Here is a 20121-nt window from a genome sequence, read left to right as displayed (position 1 = left end):
GCAACTAGTAATGGTTGATGAATAGTTCCAATCTTTTTTATTATAATTTTTGAAAGAATAAGGGGAGTAATTACTGTATCTGAAGTTTTTTTAACTTGAGAGCTGGTGTTTATTGATAAAATATAATAAAATAATGAAGATTAAATGAACTTAAATTATTTTTTACTAGTTAAATATTGGAAACCAAAGCTGTTCGGACTTAATAATAAACAGCTGATCTAAAAAATTGAAATGGTGTGTGAAATGCAAAAAAAATTAGCCTTAACTAAATTCCAAACAACCATTGTAGTAATTGATTTTCTTGTTTTTGGCATAATAGGTTATTTAATCCCCTTAGTGGGGGATGATCTTAATTGGTGGAGTAGTTGGGGTACTCATTACTTTACTAGTGGTACATTTTTAACGTATGATGGTCGTTATTTGGGCGATTTATTTATTATTTTGATGAGTCATCTGCCGATAATCAGCTTCTTACTTTACGGAATATGCGCGGTTAGTTTGGTTATTTTATTGAAAACTATTACGCAGGTTGTGTGGCCGGCGGTGGATAGTACTTTAATAATGTTATTATGTTCTTTAGCGCTCTTGTTCTTACCGCCAACGGTGTGGCAACAAATTTGGGGGTGGCGGGCTGGTTTTGCCAATTACGTTCCGTCCATGATTTTTCCCTTGTTTGAGCTCACTTTAATTTTAAATCGACGACATTTACCTTTAACTTTAGCTAAAAAAAATCAAATTTTATTATTTTTCGGAGCACTGCTGAGCCAATTCTTAGCAGAACATATAACATTACTCAATTGTTGTAATGTTCTTTTAATTTATTTATTAATGCGCAAAGTTCTAACGACAGCTTTTATGCATAATTATATCCGTCCTATTGCGGGAGGAACTTTTTTAGGTGCAATTTTAATGTTTGTCAATGGTGCATATCTGCGGATTTTACTAGGACGGGATTCTTATCGCAGTATTAATCATCAACAGTCTAATACGTTAATTAATTATTATAAATTGATGTTTGAGCAACATCCGCACCGAGTGTTGCTATATTTAGTTGGGATAATAGTTTTTGGTTTACTATGTGCTGATAATTATCATCAGTTACATAATCAGCAGTTGCTGACGGTGACAGCTTTGTTAATTGTGGAAGCAATCATTAGTCAATTACCCTTTCTAGTTATTTCACCTTATGGTCCACGGTGTGCTTTTAGCTGGGTATTGTTCAGTTGGTTGGCAGTAATTATCAATATTGTGCCTTGGCTGAATGACACCGCGCATTTCACAATTGGCTTACTGAGTTGTGGTTTGCTCATTGCCGGCTTAACGGGAGTCTTTTTTGCTGAGAATTATCACCAGACGTTTGTGGCGGCTCGAGATTTAGCCCTTTATCAAAGAAAACAAAATTCAGCCCAAACTTATGTATTAGATTATGCTGATGTGGATTTTATTTGGACCAATAATAATAGTCAAGATCACAATTTTCAAGTGTTTTTTGTTAAGCCTAAAAGTCAAGTAATTCCTGTAGCTTATCCAGTCTGGAAGAAGTTAAGTCAAGGCTTAAATTTAAAACAGGTGGTTAATCAGAAAAAGCTTTTAAAACGACTACAGATCGATTTAAAAGCAACGCCCTAATTAAAAAAATATCCGGCATTTTAATTTACTAGTGATAAGGATGTGGTTGACCTTTGATTTCGTGCTGCACGTGTTGAAACATATCGTCTAATAATTCGACAATGTGGGGATCATCGACTTGATAAAAAATCTTGATCCCCTGGCGTTGTTTACGAACTAATTGATAACGATATAAAATGCCTAGCTGTTTGGAAATAATCGGTTGTTCGAGCTGCAAATTTTGGACAATCTTGGTGACCGTAACGGGGTGTGTTTGCTGTTTTAAAAAATAAAGAATTTTTAAGCGCGTTTGGTTACCTAATATTTTATAAATTTTAGCTACTTCAGTTAAAACTTGTTCATCAAGGGGATTAATAATCAACACTACCTTTAAAATAATTGAATTAAATGCGTAATTAGTCCACTATCCCAAAAAACATAACAACCAACTGCCACGTAGATGATCTTGGTTAAGGGTTCACTATATTGATGAATGAATTTTTGGATAGTTTTGAAATCACCAATTATTTTAATCATAACAGTAAATATTATAGAAAGCAGTAAAATAAATAAGGTAGCTTCTATAAATTGTTTGCTATTCAAATTAGTCAAAATTGGCAAGAACAAAGACAGGTTACAACCGGAACAAACACTAAGATAGGTCAAAAAAGTGGTCTTTATGGGATGAGTTTGGGTATTATTTTGGTTAACGTCATCATCATCGTGAAAAGCTAAGTAGATGGGAAAAATTCCTAAAATACCGAGTAACCATTCGGGCAAAAAAGTTTGTAAAATTTTACCTAAGCCAAAACTTAATCCTAATAAAACAATTAATCCTAAGCAATAACCACTAATGACGGGTAGCAAGCGAAAGCGTTGCAGCAACAGTAATAAAATAACAAAGAAATCTAAATTAATGCCGACAAAAGTTAAACCAATTATCCACCAATTCATTAATTAACCTCCTATATACCAAAAAAGATATATTAATTATATATCTTTTTTGGTATATAGACAAATTACTGAAAAACTAAAACTTTGCATTTTACCAGTTAAACAATTACAATAAAATTAACATTAGGTCAAGTAGTCATATTTTTATATGACTACTTATTTTTCTAAAAAAGGCTGATTTTTTAAAATGGAGTGAAAGCAGATGGTAACGAAAATTCCGGAAGCTTTTATTGAAGAAGTCCGGCAAAAAACGAATATTGTTGACGTTATTGAACCCTATGTTCAATTAAAGAAATCGGGTCGCAATTTATTTGGTCTCTGTCCGTTTCACGAAGAGCGAACTCCTTCGTTTTCAGTTTCAGAAGAGAAGCAAATTTTTCACTGCTTTAGTTGTGGTCGTGGTGGCAATGTTTTTAAGTTTTTGATGGAAATTGAAAGTTTGACTTTTCCAGAAGCTGTAGTGAAAGTGGCAAAGTTTAGTGGTATTACTTTACCAGAACAATATAGTTCAACAGCTAATAAAGAAGTTAATTCCCCTCAAACGACTTTAAAGAAAGATTATCAGACAGTTCAAGAACTATATCATTATATTTTATGTAAAACAGAACTAGGTGAGCCGGCGCTGAATTATCTCCACCAGCGGCAATTGCAAGACGAGACGATTGAGCACTTTCAAATTGGTTATGCCCCAACAGCTGATAATACTTTGACAGAACTTTTGCAAGATCACAAACCAGAACAATTACAAAATTCAGGTTTGTTTGTACAATCGCAACAAGGTCAGTTATATGATCGTTTTCGAGATCGGGTTATGTTTCCTATTACTGATCAAAGCGGTTCTACGATTGCTTTTTCCGGACGTGTTTGGCATGAACAAAATGAGCAGCAGCCGACTGCCAAATATTTAAATAGTCCTGAAACACCGATTTTTAATAAGAGTCAAACTTTATTTAATCTGGCAGCTGCTAAAAGTGCCATCCGTCAGTTTGGAGCTGCCATCTTGTTTGAAGGCTTTATGGATGTGATTAGTGCTTATCAAGCCGGTGTCGAAAATGGTGTTGCTTCGATGGGAACTAGTCTAACGCAACAACAGCTATATATGTTACATCGAATTACTAACAAATTGGTGATTTGTTATGATGGCGATGCACCGGGAATTAAAGCGGCACACCGTGCTTTAAATTTATTGAAGGATTCGAACTTTGAGATTAGCGTAGTAGTCATTCCTAATCAGCAAGATCCAGATGAATTTATTAAAAGTCAAGGCGCTAGTGCTTTTCAAACGCTAGTGCGCAAAAAAGCGTTAACACCGAGTGCTTTTATGTTGGAATATTTAAGTCAGCAATATGATTTGACCAACGATAGTGCTAAAGTAGATTATTTAAACGCGGCCTTAGATTATGTTGTCGGTGATAATTCACCAGTGGAACAAGAATTATATGTGCAACAATTGGCGCAAAGGTTAGGTGTTTCAAAACAAGCTATTCAGCAAGAATTGTTGGATAAACAACGAGCACAGGACTTATTAAAACCCGCTGCTGATTACGGGCAAAATCAACAACAAGATGCCGCCATGGCGGTGAAAGAAGTAACTCCTAGTACCTTAAGTAAAACGGAAAAATCCGAACGAAATTTATTAAATATTGTTTTCCATTTTCCACAAGTAATTGGTATACTGGATAAGCATGTGGATTTTAGTTTTGTTCACGTCCAATATCAAGATATTTTTGATTATTGGGTACGATATTGTCTGACGGTTTCTCAACCGTTAATCGCACAATTTATGGATCAGATTCCAGATAATTTGCGGAATTTGGTCAGTACGATTGAAATGCTGCCCCGTCCTGCTGATTATTCAACAGAGGAAGTTGATGATTATATTAATAATATTATGTATGATCATAAACAGCAGCAATTATCAGAGTACCAAATGCAAATTAAACAGGCGGCCCAAATTGGCGATGCACAGCAAGAATTGCAATTAACGGTTCAATTAGTTACTTTGCGTCAGGAATTAGAACAACTTAAAGTAGCGGCTGAGAAGTAAAGTGTAATAGAGGAGGATTTTTCGTGGCTGAAAGTAAGAAGAAAAAAAGTGTCATCAAATCAAGCAAAGAATTAGAACGTGCAACGAATGATTTGATCAAAAAATATAAAAAAGACGGAAAAATCTCTGAACAAATATTAAATGAACAATTAATCAAGCCTTTTGCCTTAAAAGGCGATTCGATCGGTGAATTGGTTAATCATTTTACTGATAAAGGGGTCAGCATTGTGGATGACCACGGTGATCCTAGTCAGTTAGCTCTCAAGAGTCAAAAAGAAGTCAATCATCATGAATTAAGTGATATGTCGGCGCCAACAGGGGTCAAAATGAACGATCCAGTGCGGATGTACCTCAAAGAAATTGGGCGGGTTCCGCTATTAAATGCACAGGAAGAAGTCGAATTAGCTCAACGTATCGAAAAAGGTGATAATGAAGCTAAACAACAGTTGGCAGAAGCTAATTTGCGTTTGGTTGTTTCGATTGCTAAACGTTATGTGGGCCGAGGCATGCACTTCTTAGATTTAATCCAAGAAGGTAATATGGGGTTAATGAAGGCCGTGGAAAAATTCGATTACCGTAAAGGCTTTAAGTTTTCGACTTATGCTACTTGGTGGATTCGCCAGGCAATTACCCGTGCCATTGCAGATCAAGCTCGGACAATTCGGATTCCGGTTCATATGGTGGAAACTATTAACAAACTCATTCGGATTCAACGGCAATTACTACAGGATCTAGGACGGGAACCAACACCGGAGGAAATTGGTGCAGAAATGGATATTCCTACGCAAAAAGTGCGTGATATTCTCAAAATTGCGCAAGAACCGGTGTCCTTAGAAACGCCCATTGGTGAAGAAGATGATTCGCATTTGGGTGATTTTATTGAAGATGACGAAGCAACGAGTCCTGAAGATCATGCTTCTTATGAATTACTCAAAGAACAATTGGAAAATGTGTTAGATACGTTGACCGATCGCGAGGAAAATGTTTTGCGTTTACGCTTTGGGTTAGATGATGGCCGCACGAGAACTTTGGAAGAAGTGGGTAAAGTGTTTGGCGTAACTCGTGAGCGGATTCGACAAATTGAAGCGAAAGCCTTGCGCAAACTGAGACATCCCTCAAGATCAAATCAGTTAAAAGATTTTTTGGACTAGATTAAAGATTAAAAAAAGACCGCTTAAGCGGCCTTTTTCTTTTAAGAAGTTGAGATAAAAAGAGCAATTATTAAAATCTTCTGGGTGGAAGTGGCGCTGATGTTTAGCTGCTCAGTAATTTGAGAGTTTAATTTTAATGTAGGAAAGTAGGAGGAGTCATCTTTGAAGTTATCACGTCGTTTACAAGCAATTGCTGATTTGGTGCCCGTGACTGCAGCAATGGCCGATATTGGTTCTGATCATGCTTATTTACCGATTTATTTGGTACAGCAACAAATTGTCCAAACTGCGTTTGCTACTGAAGTAGCACTTGGGCCATTAGCAATTTCCAAAAAAGATATTCAACAAGCTGCACTAACTACCAAAATTAAGCCGCGTTTTGGTAATGGTTTGCAGGCACTTAAAGATACTGATTTAGTCCAAACTGCAGTGATTGCCGGCATGGGGGGGCAATTAATTCGGCAGATTTTAGAGCAAGGTCAATCGCAGTTGGCAACGATTAAGTATCTTGTGTTAGAACCTAATAATGATGAATTTCAAGTACGTCAATGGCTAGATCAGCATCAATTTGCCATTACTGCCGAAACAATCGTGCAAGAAGGGCGCCATACTTATGAGATTATGAAAGCTCAATTTAGTGGCAGTCAACCGCAGTTAACGCCAGAGCAACTGATGTTTGGCCCCATTTTACTACAGGAAAAAAGTGGCACTTTTAAAAATAAATGGCAACAGCAATTAAAGCGGAGTAAAATGATGTATTGTAATCTCAAAAATGCAAAACAGCCCCAAGAACAGAAATTGGTATGGGCACAGCAAAGAATTCAACGAATTGAGGAAATCTTGAGATGATTACAGGAGAGCAATTAGTACAAAAAATTGAAGAATTTGCACCATTAGCGTTAAAGATGGGTAATGATCCGACTGGTTTGCAGATTGGTAGTTTACAGCAGCCAGTGCATCGCGTTTTAACAACATTAGACGTTCGACCAGCAGTGGTTCAAGAAGCGCTAGAAAAACAAGTTGATTTTATCTTTGCGCATCATCCCGTAATGTTTCATCCAGCGACTAATTTGGATACTTCTTTACCACAAAACCGGATGTATGCTGATTTGTTAAGCAATCAAATTACAGTTTATGCGGCACATACTAATTTGGATCGGGCGCCTCGTGGAATGAATGATTGGTTAGCGGAATCTTTAGGTTTAACGGACATCCAGCCATTTAATTATGATGAACAACATATTGCTTTAGGGCGCTATGGCAAATTAAAACAACCACTATCTATTGCCGAATTAGGGCAATTGTTAAAAGAAAAATGGCAGTTAACTGGTTTACGGGCGATTGCCAGTGACTTACAGCAGAGCGTGCAAACAATTGGCATTATTGGCGGCAGTGGTAGTTCGTTTTATCAAGCAGCGTTAACTGCACCGGTGGATTTATTGATTACTGGTGATGTTAGTTATCATACCGGACACGATTTATTGGCGGCGCATTTACCCGTTTTAGATCCGGGGCACCATATTGAAGTTATTTTTAGTCAGATGGCCCAGAAGTTGTTACAGCATTGGAATCAACAGTATTCTTGCTGGCAATTAGAAATTTTAGCTTCGACGACTAATACGGAACCATTTCAATTTTTATAAGAGAGGTCTAAAAGATGCAATATACTAGCTTGATACCCCGATTTTTACGATATGTCAAACAAAATACGCGCTCAGATGAATCGGCCGATACGATCCCCACAACTAAGCGGCAAGCTGATTTTTTGTTAAAATTAAAACAAGAGTTACAAGATTTGGGTTTAAGTGAAGTTGTTTATCACGTAGACAATTCGTATTTAACGGCCACGTTACCCAGTAATTTGGACTATGAAGTGCCCACGATGGGTTTACTAGCACATGTTGATACGGCTGACTTTAATTCAGAGCACGTTAACCCTCAAGTCGTGGCTAATTATGATGGACACAGTGTAGTGAACTTGGATGCGCAAGGACAATATCAATTAGATCCAAAGGTTTTTCCTAATTTGAAGCAGTATGCAGGGCATGATTTAATTACGACAGATGGAACGACTTTATTAGGAGCTGATGATAAAGCTGGTGTCAGTGAAATTGTGACGGCAATGGAATATTTGCTGGAGCATCCTGAGATCGCTCATGGGAAGATTCGGTTAGGTTTTAGTCCCGATGAAGAAACTGGTAAGGGTGCGCGCCACTTTGATGTTCAAGACTTTGCCGCTGATTTTGCGTATACAATTGATGGCGGATCGTTAGGTCAATTGGAATACGAAACTTTCAATGCTGCCGCTGCACAAATTACGATTCATGGTAAAAATGTGCATCCAAGTGTTGCTAAAGATGTTATGGTTAATGCTAATCTGATTGCCTTACAACTGCAAGCTGCTTTACCTAGTGAACAAGTACCAGAAAAAACTTCCGGACGCGCAGGGTTCTTTTTATTAACGGATATTCAAGGAACGATTGATCAAGCACAATTATCTTATATTATTCGAGATTTTGATCGCACCCAATTAGAACAACGGAAGCAATTACTGCAAACAATTGTGGATCAGTTAAATGATCAGTACGGTGCGCAGACGGTGGAAGCAAAAATCTACGATCAGTATTATAATATGATTGAAGTTATGCAAGACCATCTGGAAGTGGTACATTTGGCCGAGCAGGCGATGCATAATTTACAGATTGAACCGGATGAAACCGCCGTTCGTGGGGGAACTGATGGCTCTATTATTTCATTTATGGGATTACCGACCCCCAATATCTTTGCGGGTCCGGAAAACATGCATGGTCGCTTTGAGTATGTGTCACAACAAGTGATGAGCCAAGCAGTAGACGTCATTTTAGAAATTATTCGTTTAAATAGTCAAGGAGAATAGTTATGCCATTAGTTCATATTGAGTTAGTCGCTGGTCGTACACCAGAACAATTAAAACAATTATGTCAAGATGTTACTGCCGCCATTAGTAAAAATACGGGCGCACCTGCGGAACATATTCATATTATTTTAGATGAGATGCAACCGGATCATTATAGTGTCGGTGGCGTTTTAAGATCGGAACAAAAATAAGTCAGACGGGTATGCTGAATAGAGATTGAAACCAAAAAAATTTTTCGTCAATTTAAGCGAAAAATTTCTTTTTAGGGCAGGACAAAGGGATAGTAATGACGGGAATTTGGAATGTTGTTCAGAAATCCTTACTAATTAATCTTTGTCCTACTTTTTTTATTTATGTGAAACATTATCAAATAAGAAAGCATGAGGAAGGTTCATGGACCAACAACTGAAACCGAAAATTAGTACCGTCGGTTTATTATCATTAGGTGCTGGAGGAGTAATAGGTAGTAGTTGGATCTATACCAACAGCCAATTTTTTCACCAATATGGCGCTGGCGGCGAGATTTTTGGATTAATTGTTGCCGCTGGTTTGGCAATTTTAATTTCATTGTCGTTTGCAGAACTGTCAACTATTTATCCAGAAGCTGGTGGTGAGGTAATTTATGGTTATCAAGCTTTTGGTAAGAAAGGTGCTTTATTTGCTGGTTGGGCACTGTTAGGTGCGTACTTAAGTATTTTAGGCTTTTTTGTAACAGCCTCTAGTTTATTGATTGCACGTATTTTTCCACAGGTGGCGAGTGGTCCCAGTTACCATTTTGCCGGAGTAGCAGTCCATTATCGCGAATTGATTTTGGGAATTGGGATAACTTTGGTTGTTTATGGTTTGAATTATTTGGGGGCCAAATTAACGAGTCATGTACAAGCAACCCTCTTTTTTTTGCTATTAATTTTGGGGGCAGTTTTAGTAGTCGTTGGCTTTAGTCAAGGTAAAGTTACTAATTTTTGGCCAGCTTTTTATCCGAAACAACACCCATTACCGGAAGTTTTTCGCTTTATTTTACCCGCAATGACTTTTTTAACGGGCTGGGAATCAATTGGAATTTTAGCCGGTGAGTCTCAAACACCGCCCAAAAAAATTGGTTGGATTGTCATTGGAGCGATTAGCTTGGCGGCAGGATACTATATTGCAGTATTGTTATCTTCGGCTTGGATTTATCCGTGGCAAAAGACGGCTCATCTTTCAATGGGAACGATTGATGCTTTTAAAAAAGCTGGTTATCCGCTCTTGAGTGCATTAGCGTATCTCATTTCTTTTTTAGGGTTAGGAACTAGTTTTCTGACGTTGTTTTCAGCCGCACCCCGATTGCTGTTTTCGCTAGCAGAAAAGGATATTTTACCGCGTTATTTTGCGAAGGTACATCCGCGGTTTGGTACGCCTTATAGGGCCTTAACCTTGACTTTAGTTTTGGTTTTAGCGATTGGTTGGTTAGGTAAAGGGGCCTTGACGTATTTTTTGGATACGGGCGGATTATTGACGGCACTAGCCTGGAGTTTTAATACGTTAAATTTACTGAAAATTCGGCGTAAGAATCCAGATTTGCGGGGTGGCTTTTATAACAAATCGCTATTTTGGCCAATTTTAGGTGGCGTAGCGGCTATTTTGATTACTTTAGGAACGATTATTCCAGGAACACCGGTTTCCTTGGTTTGGCCTTATGAATACGTCATTTTAGGAGCTTGGGTGATCATCGGTTTGTTAACCTATTTTTTGCGTAAAAAGTAAATAATTGAAAATAAATTAAATAAAAAGACTGGGACTATCAAGCTAGTTAAAGTTGACAATGATTATACTGTTAACTTCAAACTAGCTTAAAATCCCAGTCTTTTTGATAATCTCAAATTAAGAATGATCACTGATGTATTGCATAATGCGTTGCTCATCTTCTGGAGTATAATCCGCTTTACCAGCCTTGATAGCGTGGATTTTTTCTACCGAAAAATGGCTTTCAAATGCAAATTGTGCATCATTTTTGTGAGCTTTCTTTTGATATTCGATAATTAATTCCGATAAATTGTACTGCATACTAATCAATCCTCTCCTCGATTAAAATGTTTTCATATGATTTAATGGCCAGTAACGCCATTTAACAACGCCGACCACTTTATTCTTTTTAATAAAACCGATATAGCGGCTGTCCTTAGAGACACTGCGATGATCACCCATTACAAAGTACGAATCTTTGGGCACCCGATTGGTCTTTTTCATTTGCTGTAACTGTTTTTTAGAATAAATCTGCATATAGTTTGATGTTTTAGCTAACGAACTAATCGAAAAATTACCCGTATCAGCATAGCGTGTTCCATAAACACCATTGCTGCCATCATCAACTAATTTGAAACCTGGCTTCAAATAATTCTGGGATATTTTTTTGCCGTTAATATAAATTTCATTATTTTTAGCGACGACCTTTTCTCCTGGTGTGGCAATAATTCGTTTGATATAGAACTGTCCTGGCTCGTCGGGAGCATCAATGACGACCACTTCACCACGCTTTAATTGACTATGACGATAAGCAATTAAGCGATCACCGTCTTCAAACGTTGGCTGCATTGATGTACCAGAAACCCGGGCATTATCAAAGACAAAACGATTTAATAACGTGATAATGCCAAATAAAACAGCAGCTAATAAAAGGGTTTGTAACAGCCAAATGCCCCAATCCTTTAAGCTACTAGTTTCGTTAGAGTTGCTTTCTTTACTCATACTTAAACCTCACTTACCAATGATTAATAACTCTATTAATTAATATGATACACTTTTATGGAATTGATATCTTTAAAAACTTTGTTAAGATTCAATTTTGTCTCGACTTCTTAATTATGATAAACTTTTTAAATAACAATAATTTAAGGTCAACTATGCAAAATCTATCATATCCCCAACAATTACAACGATATCAAGCACAATTGCAAGCCGATAAAGAACTTAGCTATCGTTTACAGCAAATGCAATTAACACTACAAGCTTATCAAAAACAAACCTTGCCCTTTCAAAGTTTACCACCTTTGATTTTGGATGCCCAAGATTTGCAAAGATTATTACTTAATACTCAAGTTATGCCTAGTTTGACATGGCAACAAAAAGTTAAGTATTTAGAAAATTTAGCACGATTTATTGATGATTTTCGTCAGTTTCTGCAACAGCAGTATGGTGTTTGGGCCTTACTCAATCAAGCAATGTTAAATTGTTGGGTACAATGTTTCCCACAACAGTCGTACTTAGAATTAATGGCAGGCAATGCCAGTTTGAGTTGGGGACTACAACAAAGAAAACAATCAGTTATTGCGACTGATGATTTGTCTTGGTCTAAGCAAAGTCGCACCGGACATCAGCCGTGGTTACCAGTTCAGCAAGCTGATGCACTAACGGCCTTGCAGCGTTACGGCTCGCAAGTTGATGTAATTTTACTTGCTTGGAGTCCTGACCGCGAGGAAATTGATTGGCAAATTTTAAAAGAGTTACGCTCTTGGACAACTCGTCCACAATTATGGGTCATTGGTGAATATCGTGGGGCTACGAATAGTTTACGCTTTTGGCAAGGGGCCCATTTACATTACGATGCCAGAATTGCTAAGATTAATCAATTTTACCCAACCTTTGATTTAGTTAAAGATCATTTATTTGTAGTCAGGTGAATTATGAAAAGAACAATTGTTTTAAATATTTTAATGATATGCTTATTAGTGTTAGCAGGAGTTGTGGTTTCCAAAAATGATTTACGCAATTACCAAACACTGATGGATCGGGGGAATATTCGAGAAAATGCACTAATTTTTCCGTCACGTTCACGCCAATCAATTCCAACGGTTTTACGAAAGTTTGAACGAAACAATGTGAAACATTATCAAATTAATTTTATTCAAAAAAAGAACCCCAACTTAAGTTATGTGTATATGTCACATAATGTCAAAGCTTTACCCATGACCAATGGTCGCTTTTTTTCACCAAGTGATTTTCAATCGCCAATCCCGTTTGTGGTTTTAGGTCGTGATCTTGGTCAAAAGACGTATAAACCTCAGTATCAAGCTTATTATCAATTAAACCATAACTACTATTCTGTGATTGGTTATACTGGCTTGAGCAATACCTCGAAACTCAATCAACATATCTTTATTTCAACTTCGCCCAAACAACATAATCATACTCAGATTCGACATTATCAAATTGTGATTGATGGACAATTATTAAATCATCCGCAAAAACTTAAAAAAGTTCAAACTATCTTGCATGCTAGTTATCCTTATCGTTCAGCAAATCAAATTAATAATATTAAGCAAAGCTGGTGGCTACGTTGGGGGTGGACGTTGCTGATTTTGTCAGGAATTGCGTTGTTAGTTCTATTTTTAAGCTTTTTTGTGCAAATTCCTGCGGTACAGTTATTGAAACGCTCCTTACTCAATGGTGATTTACTTTTAGACTTTCAATTTGGCAATTGGTTGAAATTTGTGATTACCGAAATGGTGACTTTTGGTGTCGCGTTAATCATTATTTTTGCTAAAATTCAAATTGTTAGTTGGAAATACTTTATGCTGTACTTAATCTTTTTATTTATTGCAGTCATTTTATTAGCAGCGTTTCAATTATTAATTAATCATAAGAATAAAAATGAGGCTCTTCATGAAAAATGAGTTACCGGCAACATTTGTCGCAAAGTATCAACAGTTATTGGGCACTCAAGCGGCGCCTTTCTTAGCTAGTTTTCAACGACCCGCAACGCACGGCTTTCGTTTAAATCCTGCTAAAAGTTCAACTGCCTTAGTCAATGAGGACTTAAGTCAACCGGTCTTTGGCGTGGATAATGGTTATTACGGTCAAGTTAGTGGTAAAGCGATTGATCATTTAGCGGGGTGGGTTTATTCGCAAGATCCGAGTGCCATGAATGTGGCCCAATTTGCTCAGCCGCAACCGGGGGAGCGAGTTTTAGATTTATGCGCAGCTCCTGGAGGCAAAAGTACGCAATTAGCAGCTTTTTTACAGGGGAAGGGCTTACTAGTAGCTAACGAGATAAATTCAGCGAGAGCGAGGACTTTATCCTCAAATATTGAACGTTGGGGGATTACTAATGCAATAGTGACCAATAATTCACCAGCGCAATTGGCCAAGGTTTGGCCGCAATATTTCGACTGTATTGTAGTGGATGCACCTTGTTCAGGGGAAGGTTTGTTTCGTAAAGACCCAGAAGCCATGAAGTATTGGTCTTTGGATTATGTCTTGCAATGTGCCAAATTACAACGTCAGATTCTAGATTCAGCCGTGACAATGTTAAAGCCAGGAGGCCGTTTGATTTATTCAACTTGCACATTTGCTCCGGAAGAAGATGAGCAAAACATTGCCTGGTTAGTTGAGCATTATCCGGTGAAAATTATTGATTTACCAACTACCGCGCAGATGGATCATGGCTATCCTGAATGGGGCAATGGTCATGCTGATTTAACCAAGGCTGTACGCTTGTTTCCCCAGCATTATGCAGGTGAGGGGCATTTTATTTGTGCGCTGCACAAAAATGGAACCCAAGCTGCCGATTTATCGGCTCCAGCTGCTGTTTTAAAACATTCGAAAACCAAAAAACGGACTTCCTTAGACTTAACGACTTGGCAACAGTTTGTCCAGCAAACATTGACGCAGTCCTTGGACATTAAACCGCTGGTACAAGGTACTGAATTATATAGTAGTGTGATTGATGGTCAGGCGGTACCAACACTGCACGTTTTACGTAATGGTTTGAAATTGGGCACGTTTAAGAAAAATCGCTTTGAACCCAATCATGCCTTAGTATTGGCGTTAGCACCGGAGCAATTTCAACAAGTCATTGAGTTAACTGCGGAGCAATTCCAGCATTTTGTGCATGGTGAGGCTTTAACTTTGCAACAACGTTATGACTATCAAGGATTTGTGGCAGTTAGTTTTGAACATAAGATTTTTTCATGGGGCAAATTGGTTCAGCAACAATTGAAAAATTTTTATCCGAAGGGTTTAAGACAGTAAGCTTAGTCGGTAAATTCAAAAATTAACCGTGTTTATCGTTTAAAGAATATGTCAATCGCAATTAGTAGCGAAATGATAACCTAAGGTGAAACACAAAAAATGTTCGTATTTGATTGATGATGAAACTTCCAAAGTTTTTTTTATTTTGGGGTTTACATCAATTATGGATACGAACATTTTTTAGTACTGCTCCAAAGCAGAAGTTTGGGTGTAATGGTTACAAAAGCTTGTAAATTTCCAGAGCAATTGATTATCACGTGTTGAAATGATTGCGCCACTTGCTAATTAACAGCGTGATGTCGGAGATTTTTTGAAGTGTTGGCTGATCCTTAATCAATTGCCAGCTACTGCAAGATTTTGCAGATATTTATCAGCTAGTTAAGGTTGCCATCCTGTTAGGACAACTTTGCCCTTCATATGTCCCGTTTCCACATCAGCGTGCGCTTTTTTCATGTTTGCAGCGTTGATGGGGGCGTAATTAATTTTGTTAATTGGTTGCAGTTTGTTTTCTTCATATAATTGCGCGATTGTATTTAAAATTTTGTGTTGGGAAATCATGTCTTTAGTTTGATAATATGATTTGCTGTACATCCATTCCCACGAAAAAGTGATGCGTTTTTTGGTCAGTTTTTGGAGGTCAATTAAACGCTGATTTTCGGTAGTTGCGACTACTTGACCGTCAGGTTTGATGATTTCCGCAATTTCATCCCAATGAGCGTCCAGATTGTTGAGATTTAAAATATAATCTACGTATTGAAAGTTTAACTGACGGATTTGCTTAATTAAATTTTGGTGATGATCGACTACATAATCGGCCCCTAATTGTTTAACCCATTGAATCGCACTGTCTTGAGCTGCGGTTGCGATCACTGTAAGATTAGCTAGTTTGGCCAGTTGGATAGCGATAGATCCCACACCGCCAGCACCATTGATAATTAATATAGTTTGGTGGCTCTTAATGGTAGGGTCAATCTTTAACTTCTCAAATAAAGCTTCGTATGCGGTTAAGCCTACTAAAGGAACTGCGGCGGCGGCTTCGTTTTTTAAATTAGTTGGGGCCCATCCGACAATTCGCTCGTCAACTGCTTGGTATTGGGAATTACTACCAGATCTAGTGAAATCGCCGGCATACCAAACCCGATCACCAGTAGCAAATAAGGAGACTTGAGGACCGGTTTTGATAACTGTTCCGACAGCATCCCAACCAATGATTTGCGGAACTGTTAATTTAGTAGTACTTCCTGATTTGCGAACACCAATATCCACTGGGTTAACAGAAACGCCCTCCACCTTAACTAGTAAGTCATGAGCTCTAATAGTAGGTTCTAGAATGGTTAAGTCTTCGAAACTGTTCGCGTCAGAAATTGGTAGGTGTTGATAAAAACCGACAGCGTGAATTTTTTTAGTCATCTTTATTACCTCTCAGTAATGAAGATACTAATACAATTTCAAAATATTGGAAGAAGTGAATTTAAAAGCATTAGGTGAATTTAAATTCACCTCTAGTATCATTTCACTTAAAATGTATAATATATTTTATTGATTAATGAAAGTGAAAAAATTTAAAGTGGCTGAGTTGAGTGTTTTACAGAGAATTTTTAATTAACAACAGGTGAATTTTAAAATGCGAAAGAATTATAATTGCGACTTAGGATGTCCGGTACAAAATACCTTGCAATTCATATCGGGTAAATGGAAATGTGTGATTTTATATCACTTATTTAAAAATAGTGTCTTGCGCTTTTCTGAATTAGAGAGAAAGCTGCCTTATGTATCTAAAAGAATGTTGATTAAGCAGTTAAATGAACTAGAAAGTGATGGGATCATTGATAAAACAATTTACCCGGTTGTCCCGGTGAAGACTGAATATCGAGTTTCAGAATTTGGACAAACCCTCTCTTTTGTGATTGAAGCTCTGGAAACTTGGGGAACGGACTATTCACGGACAATGGTGAGGCAAGATTCAAGATTATAGATCAGTCAGGAATAATGCTTTGGCAGAACAGGATGAATTACAGTCTAAAATCAATCACAAATCGGATATTTGAGAGAAGTTAGAAGGGCTTGAACCTTAACTGAGGTTTTTATCATAATGTTTTTAGGTTTAACTGCGGACTAGCCTGAAAGCTGCCAACTTAGTTTTTTTTATAGATATAAAAGAAACTGGGGCAAAATTTCGGATAATAACAAAAACGCAAGACAATCTTGAATTTTTTGATTGTCCTGCGTTTTTTGTTATGAAACTTCCAAAGTTGGTATTTAACTTTGGACTTGGAGGTTAATCTTCTGTATTAAATTTGTTGTAAGAAGTTGACTAATTCGGAACTTAAAACATAGTGCACCTGGGTTAATTCTGTGATGTTCTGACACCCTAACAATAGCATGATTTGTTGTAATTGTTGAATGAATTCTTGTCCAGCATGGATGGTCTGTTCTAAGCCTGAATGCTTTAAACTATGCAAAACGGGGGCTGCTATGCCCACAGCTTTTGCACCCAAAATTAAACATTTGACAGCATCTAAGGGATTACGAACACCACCGGAAGCCCAGAAATTCAAATCTGTTAATTTAGCTTGATTGATCGCTAATAAAGATTCTAAAGTGGTCAGCCCCCAATTTTGTAAGAACTGATAATCAGTCTGATGATTACGTTCATTTTCAATTTGGACAAAATTAGTGCCTCCACGACCACCAATATCAATGTTTTGCACGCCCAATTGCTGCAACTGCTGAATGCCAGACACACTCATGCCACAACCGACCTCTTTAATAATAACAGGCACACTCACTTGTGTGATAAGGTCTTTTAAGTTTTGACTCCAACAAAAATTAGTTTGGCCTTCAGGCATGACCACTTCTTGAGCGGCATTAACGTGAACCTGTAAATAATCAGCTTGAATTAAGTCAATGCACTTTTGGGCATCCTGACAAGTAGTAGCAGCGGAAACGTTAGCCAAAATGACACCTTCGGGATTGGTTTGCCGAACAATTTGGTACGATTGGCGGACAGCGGCATTATCAGGATAGCGTAAATAATTACTCATCGAACCGACAGCCATGGCCAAATTTAATTGGTTCGCGACTTGCGCCAATTGCCGATTTAATTGGGTTACTTGCGGAGCGCCACCCGTCATTGCATTAATATACAATGGTGCTGCTGTCACTTTTTTAGTAGAAGGCCAAGTAAAAGTAGAATCAATTTGTTGGCTGGTTATATCTGGGATGATTGGGGCAACGACCCGGAATTGTTGAAAGTCAGCATTGGCAGACTGATAAAATTTTTCGGATAAAAAAATGTGTTCATTCTTACGTTGTAGATCATAAGGTTGTTTGGGCATAAAGACCTCCCAGATTAATTAAAAGGGGTATAGACATTAAAGTTCAACGGCTGAATACCGTTTTCCTGCCAAGCTTTTAACAGTTGCTTAGTTTGTTGATCGTCTTGAATCATGGCAATACCACAATCACCACCACCGGCGCCCGAACTTTTAGCAGCTGCATGAAATTGTTGTGCTAATTCACAAAGCTTATCTAAGCGAGCTGTTTCAATAATCACACCACTAAAGTCGGCTAATTTTTGTAGAATGCGGCGATTAATTGTTAACTGCTGTAAAATCAGTTGCGCGTTGTTTTCTTTAAAACCTTGAATCATGGTTTTTAAACACTGCTTGGAAGCAGTTAAAAACTTTTGGTAATTTTGCTTTTGGTGTGCCCGAGCGGCGGCAATTTTATCGACTAATACCGGCGTTGAAGCAGGACTACCACTCCAACCGATTAATAATTTGAGATTGGGCGGACAAGTTAATGATTCAATTTTGAGTTGCGGCCATGGCTGTTGAATGACTTGAACTAAGGAGTTGGTTTTTAGTTGCTGGGTGAGCCATTGACGATCCGGTGATTGATAAGCAATCCAACCACCATAGACACTGGCGGCAATGTCGCCGAAAGAACCATTATTTTGAACCATAAAATGAGAAATAGCTGCTAATTTAAAAATTTCTTCTTTAGATAAGTTTAGTTGGTAAAATTGTGCTAAAGCGCTGACTGTTGCTACAGTTACCGCTGCTGAAGAGCCCAAACCGTACTTTTTTCCATCGTCAGCATCTAACTGACTATTCACATTGACATCAAATAATTCTAATGAATGATTTTGTTCCAACGCATATAACTCTGTATATTTGATGGAGGATAAAATGTATTCAAATGGATTATCACGATTATCAATAACTAATTGATTGCCTTCTCTTTGCCAAATGACGGGCATTTCTTCATATTGTTTCGAATTAATTGTACCATGATCGTGCGCACGATTAATGGAGACCGTCACGAATTGATCCAAAGACACCACAATTGCTGGATACCCAGGCTCTACTACGGCATACTCCCCCGCAATATATAATTTACCTGGAGCTTTCACAGTTATCAATTCATCAAACCCTTTCATTGTTTGTACTATCTGTCTGTGTTGTAAAACACCAAAAAAATATTATAGCATAATTTTATTGAATTCCCGGTCCCGGTTTGAGAATTGTCGTAGTGGCTTGCGGAAAATTGGTTTGAATTTGTTGTTGTACCGTTACCACATCATTATTAGAAGTAATGACTTTGACATTCGGACCGGCATCAATGGTGGCATAGGCCAAGCAACCTTGCTGTCTTAATTTTGCCAAAAAATTGATGAGGCTTATGGTATCTGCCGAAAAATAAGAAAAACCAGGACGAGCCGTCCAATTTAAAGCATGCATTGCTAAAGCATTATTTTGCGAGATCAGGCCAATTTGTTCCAAATCTTGGTTGGCAATGGCATTAAGCATAGCATTCAGATCTGTTTGGACAATTTGGGGCCAAGCTTTGTAAAAAGGTGAGGTTTGCACCGCGTGTTGCATGCCTTGAGTTGAGGAAATTTTTTTAGGTTGTTGATTAAAAACCACGCTCACGATGCGAATAGGAATTTGGTTAGGTGGTTGGATAGGTTCAGAAAAAGAACTTTGATCGTCTGTGCCATGATGCCATTGGACAAAGCCCCCGAAGATTGACCGCGTAGCAGAACCCGAGCCCATACGGGCTAAGCGTGAGAGCGCGGTTTTATCTAAATTCATTTGAAATAAGTGATTAAGAGAACCAGCCAAAGCAGCAAAACCCGAAGCTGAGGAGGCTAAGCCAGCAGCAGTGGGCACATGATTATCAGTTTGCACACAAATGGCGCGGTGGGAGTGATTTAAATGTCGAACATAATCTAAGAATTGATGCGTGCGTTGGAAAAATTTGGCCGGCGCAATTTCTTGATTGAGCCAAATTTGATCTTGAGGACCATCAATAAATTCAGTTGTCGTCGTCGTATAATAGCCATCTAAAGTTAACGATAAACTATCAGTATATGGTAAGCGTAATTGCTGGTCTTTTTTGCCCCAATACTTGATGAGGGCGATATTGGTATGAGCTGTGGTAGTTGTGGACAT

The 20121-nt window shown here is 37.9% G+C and carries 20 protein-coding genes; 12 read left to right on the top strand and 8 right to left on the bottom strand.

Annotated elements, in window-relative coordinates:
- Window positions 1-243 precede the first annotated feature (243 nt).
- Window positions 244-1629, top strand: coding sequence for a hypothetical protein (locus AC3B5S_RS00165; protein ID WP_489789900.1), 1386 nt, complete (start codon window positions 244-246; stop codon window positions 1627-1629).
- 28 nt (window positions 1630-1657) lie between these two features.
- On the opposite strand, the gene AC3B5S_RS00160 is transcribed toward AC3B5S_RS00165, so the two are convergent.
- A complete protein-coding gene (locus AC3B5S_RS00160; protein WP_489774977.1) occupies window positions 1658-1990 on the bottom strand; it encodes an ArsR/SmtB family transcription factor in 333 nt (110 codons plus the stop codon).
- Between the two features lie 8 nt (window positions 1991-1998).
- Window positions 1999-2562 (bottom strand): cadmium resistance transporter, encoded by a 564-nt coding sequence (locus AC3B5S_RS00155; RefSeq protein ID WP_489774978.1) that lies wholly within the window; start codon window positions 2560-2562, stop codon window positions 1999-2001.
- 202 nt (window positions 2563-2764) lie between these two features.
- On the opposite strand from AC3B5S_RS00155, the gene dnaG reads away from it, so the two are divergent.
- The 7 genes from dnaG (at window position 2765) to AC3B5S_RS00120 (ending at window position 10399) form a co-directional block, all read left to right on the top strand.
- Window positions 2765-4609, top strand: a complete 1845-nt coding sequence (gene dnaG, locus AC3B5S_RS00150) for a DNA primase (RefSeq protein ID WP_489774979.1) — start codon at window positions 2765-2767, stop codon at window positions 4607-4609.
- A 23-nt stretch (window positions 4610-4632) separates the two neighbouring features.
- Window positions 4633-5760: an RNA polymerase sigma factor RpoD gene (gene rpoD / locus AC3B5S_RS00145; RefSeq protein WP_489757634.1), complete on the top strand. Its 1128-nt coding sequence runs from the start codon at window positions 4633-4635 to the stop codon at window positions 5758-5760.
- Between the two features lie 162 nt (window positions 5761-5922).
- Window positions 5923-6609, top strand: coding sequence for a tRNA (adenine(22)-N(1))-methyltransferase (locus tag AC3B5S_RS00140; RefSeq protein WP_489774980.1), 687 nt, complete (start codon window positions 5923-5925; stop codon window positions 6607-6609).
- Window positions 6606-7403, top strand: a complete 798-nt coding sequence (locus AC3B5S_RS00135; protein WP_489774981.1) for a Nif3-like dinuclear metal center hexameric protein — start codon at window positions 6606-6608, stop codon at window positions 7401-7403. The genes AC3B5S_RS00140 and AC3B5S_RS00135 overlap by 4 nt, the downstream gene beginning before the upstream one ends.
- 14 nt (window positions 7404-7417) lie before the next feature.
- Complete coding sequence (pepT, locus tag AC3B5S_RS00130) at window positions 7418-8656, top strand: peptidase T (protein WP_489774982.1); 1239 nt, start codon at window positions 7418-7420, stop codon at window positions 8654-8656.
- A 2-nt stretch (window positions 8657-8658) separates the two neighbouring features.
- Window positions 8659-8847: a 2-hydroxymuconate tautomerase gene (gene thmT / locus AC3B5S_RS00125; protein ID WP_489757638.1), complete on the top strand. Its 189-nt coding sequence runs from the start codon at window positions 8659-8661 to the stop codon at window positions 8845-8847.
- Between the two features lie 202 nt (window positions 8848-9049).
- Window positions 9050-10399 (top strand): APC family permease, encoded by a 1350-nt coding sequence (locus AC3B5S_RS00120; protein ID WP_489774983.1) that lies wholly within the window; start codon window positions 9050-9052, stop codon window positions 10397-10399.
- A 117-nt stretch (window positions 10400-10516) separates the two neighbouring features.
- Here AC3B5S_RS00120 and AC3B5S_RS00115 read toward each other — a convergent pair whose 3' ends face one another.
- Window positions 10517-10699 (bottom strand): LBP_cg2779 family protein, encoded by a 183-nt coding sequence (locus AC3B5S_RS00115; RefSeq protein ID WP_489757640.1) that lies wholly within the window; start codon window positions 10697-10699, stop codon window positions 10517-10519.
- 21 nt (window positions 10700-10720) lie between these two features.
- The gene (gene lepB, locus AC3B5S_RS00110) at window positions 10721-11380 is read right to left on the bottom strand and encodes a signal peptidase I (RefSeq protein WP_489757641.1); all 660 of its coding nucleotides are present in this window, start codon (window positions 11378-11380) and stop codon (window positions 10721-10723) included.
- Between the two features lie 155 nt (window positions 11381-11535).
- On the opposite strand from lepB, the gene AC3B5S_RS00105 reads away from it, so the two are divergent.
- The 3 genes from AC3B5S_RS00105 to AC3B5S_RS00095 are packed head-to-tail and all read left to right on the top strand — an operon-like array spanning window position 11536 to window position 14662.
- On the top strand, window positions 11536-12312 hold the full coding sequence (locus AC3B5S_RS00105) for a hypothetical protein (RefSeq protein WP_489757642.1): 777 nt from the start codon (window positions 11536-11538) through the stop codon (window positions 12310-12312).
- Between the two features lie 3 nt (window positions 12313-12315).
- Window positions 12316-13305, top strand: a complete 990-nt coding sequence (locus AC3B5S_RS00100; RefSeq protein WP_489789899.1) for a hypothetical protein — start codon at window positions 12316-12318, stop codon at window positions 13303-13305.
- On the top strand, window positions 13295-14662 hold the full coding sequence (locus AC3B5S_RS00095; RefSeq protein WP_489774985.1) for an RsmB/NOP family class I SAM-dependent RNA methyltransferase: 1368 nt from the start codon (window positions 13295-13297) through the stop codon (window positions 14660-14662). Before AC3B5S_RS00100 ends, AC3B5S_RS00095 begins: the two co-directional genes overlap by 11 nt.
- 378 nt (window positions 14663-15040) lie before the next feature.
- Here the strand turns inward: AC3B5S_RS00095 and AC3B5S_RS00090 are convergent, their stop codons facing one another.
- Window positions 15041-16072 carry a zinc-binding alcohol dehydrogenase family protein gene (locus AC3B5S_RS00090; RefSeq protein WP_489774986.1) on the bottom strand — a complete coding sequence of 344 codons (1032 nt, stop codon included), beginning with the start codon at window positions 16070-16072 and terminating at the stop codon, window positions 15041-15043.
- Window positions 16073-16286: 214 nt separating this feature from the next.
- Between AC3B5S_RS00090 and AC3B5S_RS00085 the strand changes: the two genes are divergently transcribed.
- Complete coding sequence (locus tag AC3B5S_RS00085; protein ID WP_489757646.1) at window positions 16287-16637, top strand: winged helix-turn-helix transcriptional regulator; 351 nt, start codon at window positions 16287-16289, stop codon at window positions 16635-16637.
- 316 nt (window positions 16638-16953) lie between these two features.
- On the opposite strand, the gene fni is transcribed toward AC3B5S_RS00085, so the two are convergent.
- From fni to mvaD, 3 genes are all read right to left on the bottom strand, one after another.
- Entirely contained in the window at window positions 16954-18000 is a 1047-nt protein-coding gene (gene fni / locus AC3B5S_RS00080; protein ID WP_489774987.1) for a type 2 isopentenyl-diphosphate Delta-isomerase, read from the bottom strand.
- Between the two features lie 14 nt (window positions 18001-18014).
- Window positions 18015-19088, bottom strand: coding sequence for a phosphomevalonate kinase (locus AC3B5S_RS00075; RefSeq protein ID WP_489775000.1), 1074 nt, complete (start codon window positions 19086-19088; stop codon window positions 18015-18017).
- Window positions 19089-19161: 73 nt separating this feature from the next.
- Complete coding sequence (gene mvaD / locus AC3B5S_RS00070) at window positions 19162-20121, bottom strand: diphosphomevalonate decarboxylase (protein WP_489774988.1); 960 nt, start codon at window positions 20119-20121, stop codon at window positions 19162-19164.

The sequence above is a fragment of the Bombilactobacillus sp. ESL1094 genome (assembly GCF_058107425.1).
Note: the sequence above shows the minus strand (reverse complement) of the source record. Positions and strands in the feature narration are given on the sequence as shown.